Annotated in this window: 15 protein-coding genes and 1 pseudogene; 5 read left to right on the top strand and 11 right to left on the bottom strand. The window is 35.6% G+C overall.

Translation table 11 applies throughout. From position 1 onward, the window contains the following. Nucleotides 1-18 precede the first annotated feature (18 nt). From rpsU to P164_RS18390, 8 genes and pseudogenes are all read right to left on the bottom strand, one after another. Nucleotides 19-213 carry a 30S ribosomal protein S21 gene (gene rpsU, locus P164_RS18425; RefSeq protein WP_028377788.1) on the bottom strand — a complete coding sequence of 65 codons (195 nt, stop codon included), beginning with the start codon at nt 211-213 and terminating at the stop codon, nt 19-21. Nucleotides 214-316: 103 nt separating this feature from the next. Continuing rightward, on the bottom strand, nt 317-1,486 hold the full coding sequence (locus tag P164_RS18420) for an acyl-CoA dehydrogenase family protein (protein ID WP_028377787.1): 1,170 nt from the start codon (nt 1,484-1,486) through the stop codon (nt 317-319). Between the two features lie 84 nt (nt 1,487-1,570). Next, complete coding sequence (locus P164_RS18415; protein WP_028377786.1) at nt 1,571-2,437, bottom strand: helix-hairpin-helix domain-containing protein; 867 nt, start codon at nt 2,435-2,437, stop codon at nt 1,571-1,573. Nucleotides 2,438-2,454: 17 nt separating this feature from the next. Then, nucleotides 2,455-4,533, bottom strand: a complete 2,079-nt coding sequence (locus P164_RS18410) for an amino acid carrier protein (RefSeq protein ID WP_028377785.1) — start codon at nt 4,531-4,533, stop codon at nt 2,455-2,457. 219 nt (nt 4,534-4,752) lie between these two features. Next, a pseudogene (locus P164_RS18405) lies at nt 4,753-6,437 on the bottom strand (alanine/glycine:cation symporter family protein). Between the two features lie 91 nt (nt 6,438-6,528). Continuing rightward, on the bottom strand, nt 6,529-7,536 hold the full coding sequence (locus tag P164_RS18400) for a potassium channel family protein (RefSeq protein WP_028377784.1): 1,008 nt from the start codon (nt 7,534-7,536) through the stop codon (nt 6,529-6,531). A gap of 2 nt (nt 7,537-7,538) precedes the next feature. Continuing rightward, the gene (locus tag P164_RS18395) at nt 7,539-7,766 is read right to left on the bottom strand and encodes a PspC family transcriptional regulator (protein WP_028377783.1); all 228 of its coding nucleotides are present in this window, start codon (nt 7,764-7,766) and stop codon (nt 7,539-7,541) included. A 54-nt stretch (nt 7,767-7,820) separates the two neighbouring features. Beyond that, nucleotides 7,821-9,113, bottom strand: a complete 1,293-nt coding sequence (locus tag P164_RS18390; RefSeq protein ID WP_028377782.1) for a DUF2851 family protein — start codon at nt 9,111-9,113, stop codon at nt 7,821-7,823. Nucleotides 9,114-9,204: 91 nt separating this feature from the next. Here P164_RS18390 and P164_RS18385 point away from each other — a divergent pair, with 91 nt between their 5' ends. Next, the gene (locus tag P164_RS18385; protein WP_028377781.1) at nt 9,205-9,732 is read left to right on the top strand and encodes a hypothetical protein; all 528 of its coding nucleotides are present in this window, start codon (nt 9,205-9,207) and stop codon (nt 9,730-9,732) included. Here P164_RS18385 and P164_RS18380 read toward each other — a convergent pair. From P164_RS18380 to P164_RS18370, 3 genes are all read right to left on the bottom strand, one after another. Next, nucleotides 9,729-10,709: a PLP-dependent cysteine synthase family protein gene (locus P164_RS18380; protein ID WP_028377780.1), complete on the bottom strand. Its 981-nt coding sequence runs from the start codon at nt 10,707-10,709 to the stop codon at nt 9,729-9,731. The two genes, P164_RS18385 and P164_RS18380, sit on opposite strands and share 4 nt — an antisense overlap. Nucleotides 10,710-10,884: 175 nt before the next feature. Beyond that, nucleotides 10,885-11,532, bottom strand: a complete 648-nt coding sequence (locus P164_RS18375; RefSeq protein ID WP_028377779.1) for a hypothetical protein — start codon at nt 11,530-11,532, stop codon at nt 10,885-10,887. 141 nt (nt 11,533-11,673) lie between these two features. Continuing rightward, nucleotides 11,674-12,903 (bottom strand): ABC transporter permease, encoded by a 1,230-nt coding sequence (locus P164_RS18370; protein ID WP_028377778.1) that lies wholly within the window; start codon nt 12,901-12,903, stop codon nt 11,674-11,676. A 4-nt stretch (nt 12,904-12,907) separates the two neighbouring features. On the opposite strand from P164_RS18370, the gene P164_RS18365 reads away from it, so the two are divergent. The 4 genes from P164_RS18365 (at nt 12,908) to P164_RS18350 (ending at nt 17,707) form a co-directional block, all read left to right on the top strand. Continuing rightward, on the top strand, nt 12,908-14,191 hold the full coding sequence (locus P164_RS18365) for an exo-beta-N-acetylmuramidase NamZ domain-containing protein (protein ID WP_028377777.1): 1,284 nt from the start codon (nt 12,908-12,910) through the stop codon (nt 14,189-14,191). A gap of 152 nt (nt 14,192-14,343) precedes the next feature. Beyond that, nucleotides 14,344-14,718: a carboxypeptidase-like regulatory domain-containing protein gene (locus P164_RS18360; RefSeq protein WP_028377776.1), complete on the top strand. Its 375-nt coding sequence runs from the start codon at nt 14,344-14,346 to the stop codon at nt 14,716-14,718. A 43-nt stretch (nt 14,719-14,761) separates the two neighbouring features. Continuing rightward, the gene (locus P164_RS18355; RefSeq protein ID WP_051621403.1) at nt 14,762-16,048 is read left to right on the top strand and encodes a serine hydrolase domain-containing protein; all 1,287 of its coding nucleotides are present in this window, start codon (nt 14,762-14,764) and stop codon (nt 16,046-16,048) included. A gap of 108 nt (nt 16,049-16,156) precedes the next feature. Continuing rightward, nucleotides 16,157-17,707 (top strand): M20/M25/M40 family metallo-hydrolase, encoded by a 1,551-nt coding sequence (locus tag P164_RS18350; RefSeq protein ID WP_028377774.1) that lies wholly within the window; start codon nt 16,157-16,159, stop codon nt 17,705-17,707. The last annotated feature ends 111 nt before the right edge of the window (nt 17,708-17,818 follow it).

Here is a 17,818-nt window from a genome sequence, read left to right as displayed (position 1 = left end):
TCTTACAGACGGAAATTATTAAATATTCTCTTGATCGCGAAGTCCTTGAATATAAGAAGCTTTTTGAATCTCACGTCTTCTAGAAACAGAAGGCTTAGTGAAAGCTTGACGATCACGCAGCTTACGCATTGTTCCCGTTCTATCAAATTTTCTTTTAAAACGCTTCAGCGCTCTATCGATATTTTCTCCGTCTTTTACTGGTATAATTAACATAGTGGTACCTCCTTTCTTTAAAATTCTTTTCAGTTTACAGGCTGCAAATATAATCTAAACTTTAAAACTAACAAGCCTGTTTTTATTTAAATATTATAACAACCTATTTTGCTGCCGGCTTGTATTCTTTTTTATCGATAATCATCTTAGCTATTATCTCTTTTAATATCTCAGATGTACCCCCTCCTATAGGCCCTAGCCTACTATCTCTAAACATTCTTGCTAATGGATATTCTTCCATATAACCATAACCTCCCAACATTTGAAGACATTTATAAATAACTTCATCTGCTATTTTAGTAGAAAGCAATTTAGACATACTTGCCTCTTTAACCACATATTCACCTGTATTCAGACTATTAGCAATAGTGTAATTAAAAGATTTTACCATTTCAATCTCACTTGCCATTTCTGCTACTGAATGTCTAAGCGCTTGAAATTTATCTATGGTTTTCCCAAAAGCTGTACGCTCTGCCATATAACCCATTGTATAGTCTAATGCATACTCTGCACGAGCATGTGCATTAACCCCCATTATAAGGCGCTCTAAAGCAAAATGCTGCATTATATATGAGAATCCTTTGTTCTCTTCTCCCATAAGATTTTCTTTTGGGATTTTTACATCACTAAAAGCAATCTCACCGGTATCTGACGCTCGCCATCCTAATTTGTCAAGTTTTGTAGCACTAATACCTGGTGTGTCTCTATCTACTATAAAAATACTAAGACCTTTATTACCTTTTTCAGGATCTGTTTTAGCAGCTACTATTAAATAATCTGAATAAACGCCATTAGTAATAAAAGTTTTGGATCCGTTTAAAATATAATGATCTCCATTAAGAATAGCGGTACTTCGCATCCCAGCAACATCAGATCCTCCAAATGGTTCTGTAATACACAGACACCCTATTAATTCTCCGGTTACACTTGATGTTAAATATTTTTCTTTAATAGCTGGTGAACCTTCAGCTTTTAAGTGCGTCATCGCTAAATACGCGTGAGCCCACATTGCTGCAGCAAAACCGCCACTGTTTACACGTTGCAATTCTTCAAGAAAAATTACCGTATAAAAAATATCAAGATCCAGGCCGCCATATTCTTCAGGAGAGGCTAAGCCAAAATAACCCATCTCTCCCATTTTTGTCCAGATAAAACGCTCTATCTGGCCTGTCTTCTCCCATTTCTCAATATGAGGAACAACTTCCTTTTGTAGAAATTCTCTAAGACTTTCTCTAAAGAGCTCATGCTCTTCTGAAAAGTTTACATTTTTCATTTATTAAGCTTTATATTGTTAATAGGTCATTGGAAAGGAAGTTTTGCAAGGAGAAATTGCATTATTCTCAAATAAACCTATGTATTACTGGCTGGTTGACAAATATAATTTAATTCGATCTAATTTGTAAGGGGTTATGCCTTCAATTTTAAGAAGTTCATCAAGATTTTTAATTCCCTCATTAAGTATTCGGTAGTCTATAATTGATCGCGCTATATCAAATGTCAAAAAAGGCACCGTTGCGAGGTCTGAAGCATTAGCCTTGTTGACGTTTATCAAAACAATAACCGGTTTCGATTTAACTGTGAATTCTTTTTTTACTTCAATAACTTGATTGCGCTTAACATTATATATATCGTATAACTGATTGTCTTCTATAAAACCTCCTATTTTCTTTCTGTATGCTAAAATAAGCCTTGCACTCTCTTCAGTCATTTCTGGCAAATTTATTAAGTTTTCAAATGTGGCTTTATTTAAATCTTTCTGATCATTAAACGATTTAAACGCATTGTAGGATTCTTTTTTAATTGTCTTCTTGGGATTATTAACCCAATCTGGAAATTTAAAATATGGAGAGATCGCCGCAAGTAAAGAATCTGAAACACCAGTAACTTTTTGAAAATCTTCAGAAGAGTTAATCCACTTACCTTCTTTACGAAAACTGAAAAGTTTATCGAGTTCTTGTGTACTCAATCCCAATGTATATCCTTTGTAATCTGTTATGAAGTTAGGATTGAAAGGATATATTTTTGGTGTGCTTTTTAAAGTTTCTATTTCTTTTAAAGAATCTATGCGCGCCTGATAAATTGCAATATCATCAATAGATTCTAACGAATTTTCTTTTTGAATAGTCCAAAAATAAAAAATCCAACAGGCACTAAGAATTATAACTAAAAGTAAAATCCCACTGCGCTTTTTAGAATCAAGCATCAAGTGGGATTTTAGTTTCATAAATATTTACTATTCGATTAACTTTTCTGTTTAGCTACACGTTGCTTTTTAAACAACTCGTTTGCTTTTAATTTCCTGAAGTACTCCCGTAAATCACTTCTAACCTCTCCACTAAGTATGTACAATCCTATAATATTAGGAAAAGACATAGCTAATATCATCATATCAGAGAAGTCGAGCACTGCACCTAAACTTACAGAAGCTCCTACAACTACGAAGAATAAAAATAATACTTTATATAATAATTCCATCTTTTTGCTTTTACCAAAAAGATAAGTCCATGCACGCATCCCATAATACGACCAGGAAATCATCGTAGAGAATGCAAATAAAAATACAGCCGCAGCAAGAACATATGGAAACCACGATATCACACTACCAAATGCATCTGAAGTTAGATCTGCACCTGCAACACCTGTCACCTCATGCATACCTGTAAATATTAGAACTAGTGCTGTTAATGTACACACCACAACTGTATCAATAAAAGGCTCTAAAAGTGCAACAAAACCTTCTGAAGGAGGATGGTTTGTCTTTGCCACACTATGTGCTATAGCTGCAGAACCCACACCTGCCTCATTAGAAAATGCAGCTCGTTGAAATCCTACAATTAAAACTCCCAGTATACCACCTTTTAAAGCACTTGGACTAAATGCACCATCAATAATTGCGGTAAATGCCGGTCCAATATTTTCAATGTTTATAAAAATAACCGTAAGAGCTCCTAAAACATAAATACCTGCCATAAACGGTACAATTTTTCCCGTAACCTTAGCGATACTATTTATACCTCCTATAATAACGATACCTACAAGCACAGCTACTATAACTCCAAACCAAAATCCGTTTCCTTCTAATCCTGGAAATTGACCACTTAATATTTCAAAAGACTGGTTTGCCTGAAACATATTTCCACCTCCAAAAGAAGCCCCAATCGCTAATACGGCAAATGCTGTCGCCAATACTTTTCCAAAACCGCCCATATTGCGTTTTTCGAGACCGTAACGTAAATAATTCATAGGCCCTCCAAAGACACGACCATCAGGTAAAATATCACGGTATTTTACCCCTAAAGTACATTCCACAAATTTTGAAGACATCCCTAGTAAACCTGCAACAATCATCCAGAACGTAGCACCTGCACCACCTAATGATACTGCTACTGCCACACCTGCTATATTTCCTAAACCTACGGTAGCTGATACTGCAGTTGCCAATGCTTGAAAGTGTGTAATACTACCTGGAGCATTAGGGTCGTCGTACTTTCCTTTTGCTAATTCTAAACTATGTTTGAAGCCTCTAAAGTTGATAAAGCCCATACGCACAGTAAAAAATGCAGCTCCAAAAATTAGCCACACCACTATAAATGGGATACTATTTGTTTGTTTATCACCATTAGCATAAACTAATGGTACCGGATCATCATATATTATTTCTGCAAAAACATCTGCATTAGTTTCAATTAAATGCTTTTGATTATTGGGATTATATATGATCCCGCCTTCTTCTTCTAAGTGTTTAATTTCACCATTTGCATCGGCGATAATTTTAATTTCAGTACCGTTGCTTTCTGAAATTATGGCAATTTCCTGACCTTTTTTAACTTTTGCACCGTCTTCGACAAGCCATCTTTCTAACGTGAAAATATCTTCAGTATCTGCAGTCCATCCCGGTATAGACACCATTTTTAAATCTGCATAAATTACAGGATCATACAAATTTAAAGCTGCAAAAGGGTCCCAAAATAAAACAGAGCCCATAGCTGCCACAGCAGGAGTCATCGTACCATTAAAAATTTCGGTTATAGACTCTGCTTCTATTTTAAATTCCTTTGTAATAGAAGTTCCTGCAGCATCAGTCACCATTACTTGATGGGTAACACCTTCGGTAAGAGATTCTGCAGTGTTTGAAGTAAGCGATGTACTTTGATCACTCCACTTATAACTATAAGGCGACTGGCCTCCAGAAACTACTATTTTAGCAACACCATCATTAATTTTTGAAGTAGGGTTAAGGATTTCTGCTGTTACTTTTAGATCCTGCGCAAATACCATAACAGGCAATACGAAGACTAAAAAAAATAATTTTTCTTTCATAGCTTTTATTAAGTTCATATAGATTTAGTCAGAAGTTGCAAGATGCTAAAAAAATAGTCTATTACAAAGGCTACAGCCGTTAAAACTGTTGATGTTTCTACATTCTACAAAGAATACTTCAAACAAATCTCTTAGTTATTAAGGATTTATTCAATAAAAAACACCCTCTTTAAAATTAATTAAAGAGGGTGTTTTTACAGATACTTCAATCTATTTTTTCTAACTAATGGCTTCCTTTTTTAATTTAATAGCGGCTAAATAACGGTTGAGTTGCTTTTTAACAACCGGGAATAAAAAGAATAAACCTACCATATTCGGAAAAATCATTGCAAAAATCATAGCATCTGAAAATTGCCAAATAGAGCCCATATTTGCTGCAGCACCTATTACAATAAAGCTTAAGAATAACATTTTATAGACTATATCTGCTACTTTCCCTCTTCCGAAGAGAAACTTCCAGGATTGTAAGCCGTAGTACGACCATGAGATCATCGTTGAAACTGCAAATAACACTACAGCAATAGTTAAAAAGATATTTGAAAAAGGAATATATTCATGAAATGCCTTTGAAGTGATACCTGCACCTTCATAGGAAAGACCATCAATAATAACAGCCCCTGATCCATCACCCCCATACTCAAAATAGCCTCCAAAATTAAAAATTATAATAACTAAAGCAGTCATTGTGCAAATAATCACTGTATCAATAAATGGCTCTAATAAAGCTACCAAACCTTCACTTGCAGAATATTTTGTACGTACGGCCGAGTGAGCAATAGAAGCAGAACCTGCTCCTGCTTCATTAGAAAATGCAGCCCTTTTAAAACCCACTAATAAAACCCCAATAACACTACCTACTCCAATCGCGGTAGGATTAAAAGCTTCCTGAATAATTAAGGCGATAGCGTCATCTAAAAGTGAAAAATTTGAACCAATAATATATAGACACGCTACTAAGTACATAATGGCCATAAATGGCACAACCTTTTCAGTAACTTGAGCAATTCGCTTAATACCTCCTATGATTATAACACCTACAAGAATTGCAATTACAATACCTATTGTGAATCCTGCACCTGTACTTTCTAAATTAAAAAGTTCTTTTAAAACTATTGTTGCCTGATTGCTCTGAGCAGCGTTACCCCACCAAAAGAACCACCTACACAAAAAATAGCAAATATTACTGCTGCTATCTTTCCTAAAGTTGCAAAGCCCTTTTCTTTCAAACCTTTAGTCAGATAGTACATTGGACCACCGTAAACGGTACCATCTTCACCTACATCTCTGTACTGAACACCTAAGGTACATTCAACAAATTTTGTTGACATACCCAGAAGACCGCAAACAACCATCCAGAAAGTTGCACCGGGACCACCTAAAGCAATTGCTAATGCCACACCGGCAATATTACCGTTACCTACGGTACCTGAGACCGCAGTTGCTAAAGCCTGAAAATGACTTACTTCACCAGCGGAAGATTCGTCGCGAATAGTATCTACGATATCACCGTCTATAGCTAGATCGCCGTCCAGATTTTCTATATGCTCCTCAAGATTAACTTTATTTAAGTCAACCCCGTTTGCTATACCATCTTCACCATAGAGTAATTTAGCCCCGTGATTTTCAATATCTTCATACTTACCACGTACAGTTTGTATGGCTCTCCAAAAGTATCTGAAATTTGGAAAACCAAAATATAATGTAAAGAATACTGCACTAAATACTAAAAGAATAAGTACAAAAGGAATCCCAAAAACATTGAAGAAAATGATATTGAAGAAAAAATCTGATATGGGTGCAAATGCCTGATCAATTTGCTGGTCTATACCTACTTCGGTTACTTCTTGAGCAGACATGTTAAATGCAGATAAAAGCAAGAAACTTGCTATGGAAAGGTGTTTCATAAATTGGAAAAAACATTAAATTAAAAATAGAGTACTATCAAGTATTTGACAGGTTTATCTAATTACTCTTCACGATTTAGTAAACATACTACTAAATCGCAAATTCTTTATGTAAATTTTCAATCTGTTCAGGTCTTCCAATTACAATTAATTTTGAATCTTTTTCTAAAAGCATAGAAGCTTCAGGATTGATAACATAATCTCCCTGAGGAGATTTATAGCCTATAATTGAGCATCCAGTCCTATTTCTCAGGTCAATGTCTCTAATGGTACGCGTTACGTGGTCTGGGCAAACAGCTTCATAGGTTATCTCCTGAACATTGACTCTCCCAGCGGTTGTTACCTGTAAATTATCTAAGAATTCAACTAAATCTGGCACAACCACTAAAGATGCCATGTGGTCACCGCCTATTTTATCGGGCATAATAACATTATCGGCTCCGGCAAACTTTAGTTTTCGATATGTGGTTTCTTCAGAAGCACGACTAATAATTTTCATAGCGGTATTCATTTGACGCGCAGAAAGCACCACAAATAAATTATCAGAATCATCTGGCAATGCAGATATCAATGTAGAAGCACGCTTAACCCCTGCTTCTATAAGCACCTCATCTTCATTAGCATTTCCTAAAATAAACGGCATTTCTTCAGATTGAAATCTGTTAACGATCTCTTCATCCCGCTCTATTACGACAAAAGATCTTTTATAGGTTGTAAGTTTTTGAACAGCTTGTTTACCATTACGACCATAACCTACTACTATAACATGATCTTTCAAATTATCTATTATCTTTTGCACCCTGCGTTTTTTTAATAATTCTACATTACTACGTTTTAAAATATATTCTGTAATTACCGAAATGGCATAACCCAGTACTACTACACTTACTAAAATTAAAACTACCGTAAATAATTTTGCCGTATCATTTAAGGGTTGCACTTCTCCAAATCCTACTGTACTTATGGTTATTATAGTCATATAAACCGCATCTACCCAAGTGTAAAGCGCTAAAAACCGGAAGCCCAATATTCCTAAACACAGCGTACCTATAACCAGTAATATAGCTACGTAAAATCTATTTTTTAATATACTTCCCATTCTTATAAGTCAAACACAGAAGTGCGTTTTGTATAGACGAGATCTTTTAATTTTAACCAGAAAGCTAAAACTAAATACACAGCAAATCCTAAACCTGCTGTGGCAAATGATAAATAGATGAAAAACAAACGCACATTTTTTGCTCTAATACCCATTCGATCTGCGAGACGAGATGAAACATAAAACCCGTTGCGTTCAAAAAAGTGCCTAATATTAAATATTAACTTCATTTTAAAAGTTCTGTAGTACGTGCAAATTACTAAAATTAACCGTGTAAGATTAGCTTATCCTCTGTTGAGTATAGAATTCCCTATTTGGCACGAAAGACATCTGTTGAGGTTACAGTAATTTTTCTTGAGTTCAATAAATGCCTGAGTGTTCAACGCATTATGCTTTAGAGGCTTTAAACTATGAAAACCTGAGACAATTGAATTTTTCTCACTAGGAATTGCCGTAATTAATTCTAAAAGGTTCTCTTCAATTGCAATTCCCTGAGCTTTTGCAAAAGCAAATTTGACGGGTATAATAGAATTTATAATTAATAAATCTACAAAAGCCGGCGTTAATTTTTTAATACGTTTTTTATGTGTTTTATTGAAATTGTAATGCGTTTGCCAATATGTTGAAGTTTCAATAGTGAATAGAGACTGAAATTCCTTACGGGTTTTAGCTGCATTTATCTGAGCAAAAATAGTAGTATGTTTCTCATACAATTGCGCAAGTTGTGATAAGCGTATTGTAGGAAAATTAGGAGGTCTCAACTTAAAAAACTGAATTGCATGGTGTAACGAATCTTTTAAATCAAACTTACTTTTATTAAATTCAAAATCATTAAGCCAGCTTTCTGTCTGCGCATCGCGTTCACCGGGAGTGTTTAAAAGACCACATATACCTAAAAATACAGCTTCTAACTGATTGTTAGCGACAGCCAATTTACGTATTGTTTTAAACGGAATTATCAATGCGATTTCCTCAAAAGCATCCGCATTTACAACAGTCCCAAAATTGCGGGCGAGCATAGCAAAAAGAACAGCTTCCCAATCACCCTTTTGAAGCATTAATAACCGCTCTACCTCTAAAACTTTTCGTTCTAACCGTTCAAAATATATTCGCTCGAGCCAATTCTGTACTAGGAGGTCAGAAACCTCAGCAAAGTCTGCTTCGCAGTTAATAAACTTATAATTCTTAGTCTCTAAAAGTTTTTGATAATTTAATAGTATCTGCTTGTCTATAATATTATTCAGCTCTAACGTAGGTATGGGTTGATTAGAAACATCATAAACTTCACAGTCTGCCTCCCAGACAACATGCAAAATCACATTATTATAGGCAGAATCTTGCTCATGATTGTGCAGAAACCAATCTGAACAGCGTACATGAATTTCAATATTACCTGCCCAATGCTGATTATTAATACGTATTTGAGCATTAAAGAAATCTGGACCAGAAAGCTGATTGTGGGTTCCGGGATTTATAATTTCAATACTCTCATTAGAAGTTGTAAAAAGAGATTGCGACGTTGCGGCATTACCCAACTTTCTAAATTTCCATAAGTAATGAAGTAATGCTTCTTTCATTCTTATAAATGTAATTAAAATTTAGCATAACCTTAATAACATCAACCGCTCGTGCTTCTTAATTTTAAAAAAAAATCAAAGAAACAATACTATGAAAAAATCAATTTTTATACTTAGTCTGGCTACAACATTAGTTATTTCATCTTGTGTAAACCGAAAAACAAATAGCGATGAAATGAGGCTTGAAGACAAAACCGAAAAAATAGCTGAAGACGGCACCACCCAGGTTGAACTAAGTGATGTGTCAACTAATCAAAAAGACCTCGCTGAAATAAATAGCGCTAAAAATCAGATAAATAAATACTTTGATGCCTTAAATGAAGGAGATGATATGAAAGCTTATGAAGCAATGTCAATCACTAGTGATCGAGGTACTAGAAGTGATTTTTCAGATAAGCATGCTAATATTGAGACCGTAACGGTAACTTTTACAGAAACCGAAAAAGCCACAGTTACAACTCAAGATAATGGTACAAACATCAAGTTGCCGCTACGGTATACAATTAAAACTAAAGATGGTAATTCTGAAACCTATAATGGCTATGCAACCATCTCTAAAAATGGAGAAGATGAAGATTATAAAATAGAACGTTTAAACGCATCTAAAGAAGATATTTAATCAATAAATCCTTTTTCACGCATCCAGTCGTCATTATACATTTTACCAACATAGCGGCTACCGTGATCGTGAAAAAGGACTACTACCACGTCATCTTTTGTAAAATGCTCTTTCAGTTGAAGCAATCCTTTTATAGCTGCACCGGCAGAATTACCTAAAAAGAAACCTTCTTCTTTAGATAAGCGTTGTGTGTAAACTGCAGCATCTTTATCTGTGACTTTTGTGAAACCGTCAATAACATTAAAATTCACATTTAGCGGCAGAATATCTTCGCCTATCCCTTCCGTAATGTAAGGGTAGATCTCATTTTTATCAAATATTCCGGTTTCGTGGTATTTCTTAAAAACGGAGCCATAAGTATCAACACCCCAAACTTTTACGTTTGGGTTTTTCATTTTTAGATAAGATCCTACACCAGAAATGGTACCACCTGTACCTACTCCTACTACAAAATGAGTGATTTTACCAGCAGTTTGCTCCCATATCTCGGGTCCTGTAGATTCAAAATGCGCTTTACAATTGCTGGGATTGTCATATTGATTTACGTACCAGGAATTGGGTGTTTCCTCGGCAAGACGTTTTGAAGTACTGTAGTAAGACCTGGGATCATCTGGCTCTACATCTGTAGGGCAAACAATTACCTCACTCCCTACAGCTTTTAAAATATCTACTTTCTCTTTACTTTGTTTATCTGAGATTACGCAAATCATTTTATAGCCTTTTACAATAGCTACAAGCGCAAGCCCCATTCCTGTATTGCCAGAAGTACCTTCAATAATTGTACCTCCCGGTTTTAAAATCCCGGCTGCTTCTGCATCTTCAACCATTTTAAGAGCCATTCTATCTTTTACAGAATTCCCGGGGTTAAAAGTCTCGTATTTGGCTAAAACCAAACAGGGGAGTTCTGCAGTAAGTTTATTGAGTTTTACAAGCGGTGTATTACCTATTGTTTCAAGAATATTCTGGGCGTATTGCATAAAAATCTACTTAGGGTCGCAAGTTATAATTTTAATAAATTTCTACATATTACTCACTCACACTATTTATTCCGAAAAAAATAAAGAGAGAAAATCATTTAAAATGAGAATTTACAAGACTTTTTAACTACTAAATTTTGAGCTTTTAGGATTGTAATTCTTTGAGGCGACTAAGTTATTTTATTGTTAAGACCTTCTTTTTCTTAGTTTTACGTATCCAATATAGAATACTAAACGTTCCTAATACTGAAGGTAAAACCCATACCGCAACACCGGGAATACTTAAACCGGCAACTAGAAATGCCGTTACTGAAGCGATGTAAGCTCCCATTATTTTTCCTATATGTTGCACAAGCCAGGCAGTTTTGGTCTTTCTTGGATTTTTTAAAAAACGGATATCTGTAGTACATATTATTAGCCCTATTATACCAAAATAGACATATAAAAAGGAAACCTCAGCAAATGCTAAACTCCCATAAACCATCATAAAAAGCGAAATTAAAATCATAAGACCCGTAATTAGCCAGTCTACCTTAGACACCTCAACTTTAATTGATTTGAATCTTAATGCCCGTTTACCTACGATTACCATATAAATAGTAAACAAACCTATTAAAAACAAAAATTGATTTTTATGACCCGGCATACACGCTACAGGCAATGATATTCCTGAACTCACAAGCATTCCTATCGCAAACCAGTTGCCTGCTTTTTTGTGAAGTTTACTTCCTTTCTTAACCACAAAACTTAGCGTCCCGGCGATTAAACCTATAGCTCCGAAAAAAGCGTGAATGTAAATAGCGATTGTAATTGTAGTTTCCAATTTTATAAATGTATTGATTAGCGTGTCAAAGATGTATCACTAATCACAGTTTGAAAATTAGAAATTACTCAGTTGTCAAAAACAACCACCCGATTGTAATATCTCTAGAAAATTTCCGCGAATGCGAAAGTAAAAAAGGTCTTAATTAAATTTTATAGTCTTTACAGGAGAAATACGTGTGATTACATAAGATGGTACCAGAAGCATTACAGCACATAAAATAAACGTGCCCACGTTAAGAAGAACAATATAGTACCAGTCTATATAAACAGGAGCTTCACTCACATAATATGTTTCGGGATTTAATGTTATAATACCCAAATATTTTTGAAGCAGTAGTAAACCTATACCAATAATGTTACCCCAGAATAAACCTATACCTACCAAATAAAGTGCATTGTACATAAATATTTTACGTATGCTCCAATTGCTGGCTCCTAAAGCTTTAAGAATACCTACCATAGGTGTTCGCTCTAAGATAAGTACGAGTAAAGCGACTATCATATTAATACCGGCCACAATAATCATCACTACGATAATAAGTGCGATATTAAAATCAAATAACGATAACCATTCAAAAATAGAATAGTACTTTTTTGTGATTGTCATAGAATTTAAGAACGAACCCGTATTCTCAAACACCTCGTTTCCTATAGCATCAAGACGATCAAAATCTGAAACAAATACTTCAAATGCTCCCACTTGGTTGTCATCCCATTTATTTAGTTTTTGAACGTGTCGTATATCTGCAAACAAGAAACTCTCATCAAATTCCTGAAAACCGCTATCGTAGATTCCTACTATATCAAAACGTCGATTTAAAAATCCGCCATCTTCTTTTAAGAAAAACACGATTACTTTATCTCCATTTTTAAACCCTAAACGTTTAGCCTGGTAATTACTTACTAAAATCTCTGTGTTTAGCCCTGCATTATAATCTGGTATTCGCCCTTCTATAAGAAAATCTTTCATATAATCCCAGCGATAATCTGCTCCTACGCCTTTTACGATTATTCCTTCAAAATCTGTAGGAGTTCGTATTACCCCTGCTTTTGTTGCTGTAGCCTGAATGTGGCTTACGTCGGGCACGGCTGTAAATTGAGGATAGAAAGGTTGATCTTTAGGTATAGGATTTAAAGTAATATCACTGTTATTACCATCAAACTGAGAGATGATAATATCACCATTAAAGGCCGAAACTTTTTCTCGTATCTTTTGTTGCAGACCTACTCCGGTAGCGATGGTTATCATCATCATCACCATCCCCAAAATAATTGCAATTATGGCGATTTTTATAATAGGAGTTGAAGCAGTACTTTTATACTTCTTTGCGCCAATTATGCGTTTAGCTGTAAAATATTCAAAATTCAATCGTATGGCGTTTTATTCGCTCAAAAGTACCCTTTTTTTAGTTTTTGTGTTTGCAATTTCCTGTGGAAACGGTCAACAATCAAAAACAAACACAACCCCATTAGAATTAAAAAATACGTCAGCGCCTGCTTTGACTACCCTCACTCCTACCGAAACATCAAAACTTGTTTTAGGAGCTAATCGTACAGAAGCTTATCTGCCACTCCTTAAAAACAAACGAATTGCCATAGTGGGGAATCCAAGCTCACTTATCTTAAAAGGAGAACAACAGGATGGTACTCAAGTCTATACACATCTTGTTGATTCACTACTAAGTCTTAATCAACATATTATAAAAGTATTTTCTCCAGAACATGGTTTTAGAGGTACCGCAGACGCCGGTGAAGCAGTTAAAAATGGAAGAGATCCTAAAACAGGTCTTGAGGTTATTTCATTATATGGAAACCATAAAAAGCCAAAACCAGAACAGTTAGCGGGTATAGACATTCTTGTTTTTGATATTCAGGATGTGGGTGTTCGTTTTTATACCTATATAGCCACATTGCATTATGTTTTAGAAGCTGCTGCAGATGCGGGTATTGAGGTATTGGTTTTAGACCGGCCTAATCCTAACGGAAGTTATGTAGATGGCCCTGTTATGGAAGCGGCGCACACCAGTTTTCTGGGTATGCACGCAGGAGTACCATTAGTACACGGCATGACCATAGGTGAGTATGCCACGATGATGACTCAAGAAGGTTGGTTAAAAACCACCAAACCAGTAAAACTCACCGTTATTCCCATGCAAGATTACAGTCATAGCTTGCCGTATTCATTACCAGTACGACCATCACCTAATTTACCTAACGATCAATCTGTTATGTTGTACCCCAGCCTTGGTTTATGTGAGGGTACTGCACTCAATGCGGGTCGTGGCACCGAAATGCAATTTCAAATTATAGGTTCACCGTATTTACCTGCTTCAAAATACAAGCTGAGCTATAAGCCTGCACCTAACTTTGGCTCTAAAAGCCCAAAATTTAATGGTGAGGTTTGTAATGGTTTAGACCTAAGAGAAATTTCTAATTTACGCGAGGTAAACCTTACTTATATTATTGACGCGTATGCAAATTACTCAAAGAAAGATGCATTCTTTAACACAGCCAATTTCACTGCCCACGCAGGTACCGCAAAACTTCAGAAGCAAATAGAAAGCGGCGTTTCATTTAGTGAAATTAAAGCCGGGTGGTCACAAGATTTAGAACATTTCAAACAAATACGTTCTAAATATTTGCTTTACAAAGAGTAAATTTTGAACTTTTAATTTTAAAATTCAATCCTATTTTAACTTAATTATTTTCAATATTAATTACGCAAACGATATATATTTCTGTATTTTTAATATCTAATTTTTTAAAAGCTTCTTAATGAAGCACATTTAAGTTTAAAAGTAAAGCAGAAATGAAATCGTTTATAGTCATTATTTGTTTAGTATTTACGTCTACATTTTATGGACAACGTTTGTATGGCACCATAACAGATCTTAAAACAGAAAAACCCATCGCAGGGGTAAATGTTTTTATAAAATCTATTAAGAAAGGTGTTACCTCAAAAAATAACGGAGTATTCTATTTTGAGCAAGCAAATGGGGTTAAGCAGGAAGACACAATTCTTTTTAATATGGTAGGATATCAAACATTGAGTCTTACATTGAGAGAATATCAATCCCAAAATAATGAGATAAAATTATCTCAAGAAAAAATAAACACTAAAAATTCAAGCTCTTCAGGAAAAATAATAACCTTAGGCGCATCATCGCACAAAACCTCTAAATAAAACTTATTTTTCGACTTAATAGTAATGCTTTCAATTATATAATATGAAATTTAAAATACACAAATACGCCTTTTATGGGGCGTTATTTTTTTGCCTTAATCTGGCAGCTCAACAAAATCAGATCCTCTTACCTACTGCCAACCCCGACAAAGAAGGGATGAGTGCACAACATTTATCTTATATAGATTCTATGGCTGTTTCTGCTATTAAGAATAATAAAATACCTGGAATTGTAGCTCTGGTTGCTAGAAATGGTAAGCTTGTTTATCACAAAGCCTTCGGTACTTCAACATCAGATAATAAAGAACTTAAGAAAGACGCCATTTTTAGAATTGCCTCACAGACTAAAGCAATCACTTCTACAGGAGCAATGATTTTATGGGAACGTGGTAAATTTCAATTAGACGACCCTATAAGCAAATACATTCCAGAATTTAAAGATGCTCAGGTATTAGATAGTTTATTACCAGATGGCAGCTATACCACATATCCTGCTTCAAATCCCATTACAATAAGACATTTATTAACCCATACTTCGGGCATAGGTTATGGCAGTATAGACAGTGACCCCAGATTTAGAAAAATTTATGCAGATGCAGGTATTATAGATGGTTTTACTACAAAACCGGTAACACTTGCAGAAAACGAACCAAAATTGGCAAAACTACCCTTGCATCATAATCCCGGTGAAAACTGGGTATACAGCGAAGGCGTTGATGTTGTAGGTTATTTGATTGAACTATTAAGCGGCCAGCCCTTAGATGAGTTTTTAAGAAAAGAAGTTCTAGACCCTTTAGGTATGCACGACACCTGGTTCTATTTACCAAAAGCCAAACAAGATCGTCTCGTTGCAATACAATCTCTTGACGAGAATAACAATTGGGTAGACGCTAAGGCTACAGATTTTTTTGAACCAGATTACCCTATAAAAGGTGCTAAGACTTTCTTTGCGGGTGGAGCAGGACTTTCAAGTACTATAACAGACTATGCACAATTTTTACAAATGTATCTCAACGGCGGAACTTTAAACGGAAAACGCATTCTAAGCCCTTCTACAGTAGCTGTTATCTTAAGTAATCAAATGGGTGATATCTGGGCAGATCAGGGAGCGGGTCACGGCCTGGCTTTTAAAGTAATTGAAGAAGCCGGTTCTAAAAAAGGTGGTCAGGGAAGTGCCGGGACTTTTGAATGGGGCGGCTATTTTAACACACAATATTTTGCAGATCCTGTAGAGAATATAATTGGTATTATAATGAAGCAAACCGTAAATGCTAAAGATGAAACCCCGTGGAAGTTTAGAAACATTGTATTCTCCTCAATAGCAAATTAAGTTTGTAAATCTGTTAAAGAACAACCGTTCTTGATAAAACCTTAGCTGCTAAGTGTTTTATTAAAAACGGTTGTTTTATTTTTAAGACATAACTAACACACTATTTTAATGAAAAAAAACTTTTATCTACCAGTTTTAGGTCTAATGATGAGTACAGGTATTTTTGCTCAAAATCAGCAGGAAATTGTAAAAAGTATTGTAGATGAAGCTACAACAAACTCGCAACTCAAATTACTAGCCCATCAATTACTTGATGTGGTAGGACCGCGACTTGTAGGTTCTCCAGAAATGAAACAAGCTCACGACTGGGCAGTAAAGACCTATACAGATTGGGGCATCCCTGCAGAAAATGAGCAATGGGGAGTATGGAAAGGCTGGGACCGCGGTATCACACATATAGATTTAGTAAGCCCGCGTAGCGTAAGTCTCGAAGGTATGCAACTTGCGTGGAGTCCTTCGACATCGTCAAAAGGTGTAGAAGCCGAAGTCGTAATACTTCCAGAGGCAAAAGACTCGATTAGTTTTCAAAATATGCTTTCTCAGGTAAAAGGAAAATTTGTCTTAATTTCTATGCCACAGCCTACCGGAAGACCAGATGATAACTGGGAAAAATGGGCAACACCAGAATCATTTGAAAAAATGAAAAAAGATAGAGAAGCTCAAAACGATGCGTGGAATACACGTATTAAAACAACCGGATATTCTTCTCGCGAACTACCTAAAATACTTGAGAAAGCAGGGGCTGTAGGTGTAATTACAAGCAACTGGTCTAGAGGTTTTGGTGTAAACAAAGTATTTTCTGCTTATACTGATAAAATACCTATGGTTGATATCGCATTAGAAGATTATGGCCTATTGTACCGTCTTGCAGATTATGGTGACAAACCTACTATAAAGGTGATAGCAGAATCCAAGAATATGGGAGAAGCGCCTACTTTTAATACAATTGCTCAAATTAAAGGAACTGAAAAACCAGAGGAATATGTAATTCTATCAGCACATTTTGATTCTTGGGATGGAGCCCAGGGAGCCACAGATAATGGAACCGGTACACTTGTTATGATGGAAGCTATGCGTATTCTTAAAAAAGTATACCCTAACCCAAAACGTACTATACTCGTAGGACATTGGGGAAGCGAAGAACAAGGTCTTAACGGCTCTCGTTCATTTGTAAAAGACCACCCAGAGATTGTTGAAGGTGTACAAGCCGTATTTAATCAGGATAACGGGACTGGTCGTGTTGCAACGATTTCAGGCAACGGTTTTTTAAACGCTTATGATTATTTGGGAAGCTGGTTAAATGCAGTACCTGATGAAGTTGCGAGTATAGAAACTAATTTTCCTGGAGCTCCGGGGCGTGGAGGTTCTGACTACGCTTCCTTTGTAGCTGCTGGCGCACCGGCATTTAATCTAAGCTCGCTAAGCTGGGATTACTGGAATTATACGTGGCACACTAACCGTGACACCTATGACAAAATCGTTTGGGACGATGTGCAAAATAATGTAATCCTTACTGCAGTTTTAGCCTATATGGCAAGTGAAGATGAAGATAAGACTTCCCGTGAACAAATTGTTTTGCCTATAAACAAAAGAACCGGAGAGCAAATGACCTGGCCTGAGGCTAGAGATAGTACACGCCGTGGCGGACTAGATGATTAAGTTCTAAATCAAAGACCTATTTTTTTATAATAAAATCCCCGAAGAGAATTCTCCGGGGATTTTTAATTTAATTATCTACTAATTTTTTTTCAGTTGAACATTAATGTATTT

The sequence above is a fragment of the Leeuwenhoekiella sp. MAR_2009_132 genome (genome assembly GCF_000687915.1).
Lineage (GTDB): Bacteria > Bacteroidota > Bacteroidia > Flavobacteriales > Flavobacteriaceae > Leeuwenhoekiella.
Note: the sequence above shows the minus strand (reverse complement) of the source record. Positions and strands in the feature narration are given on the sequence as shown.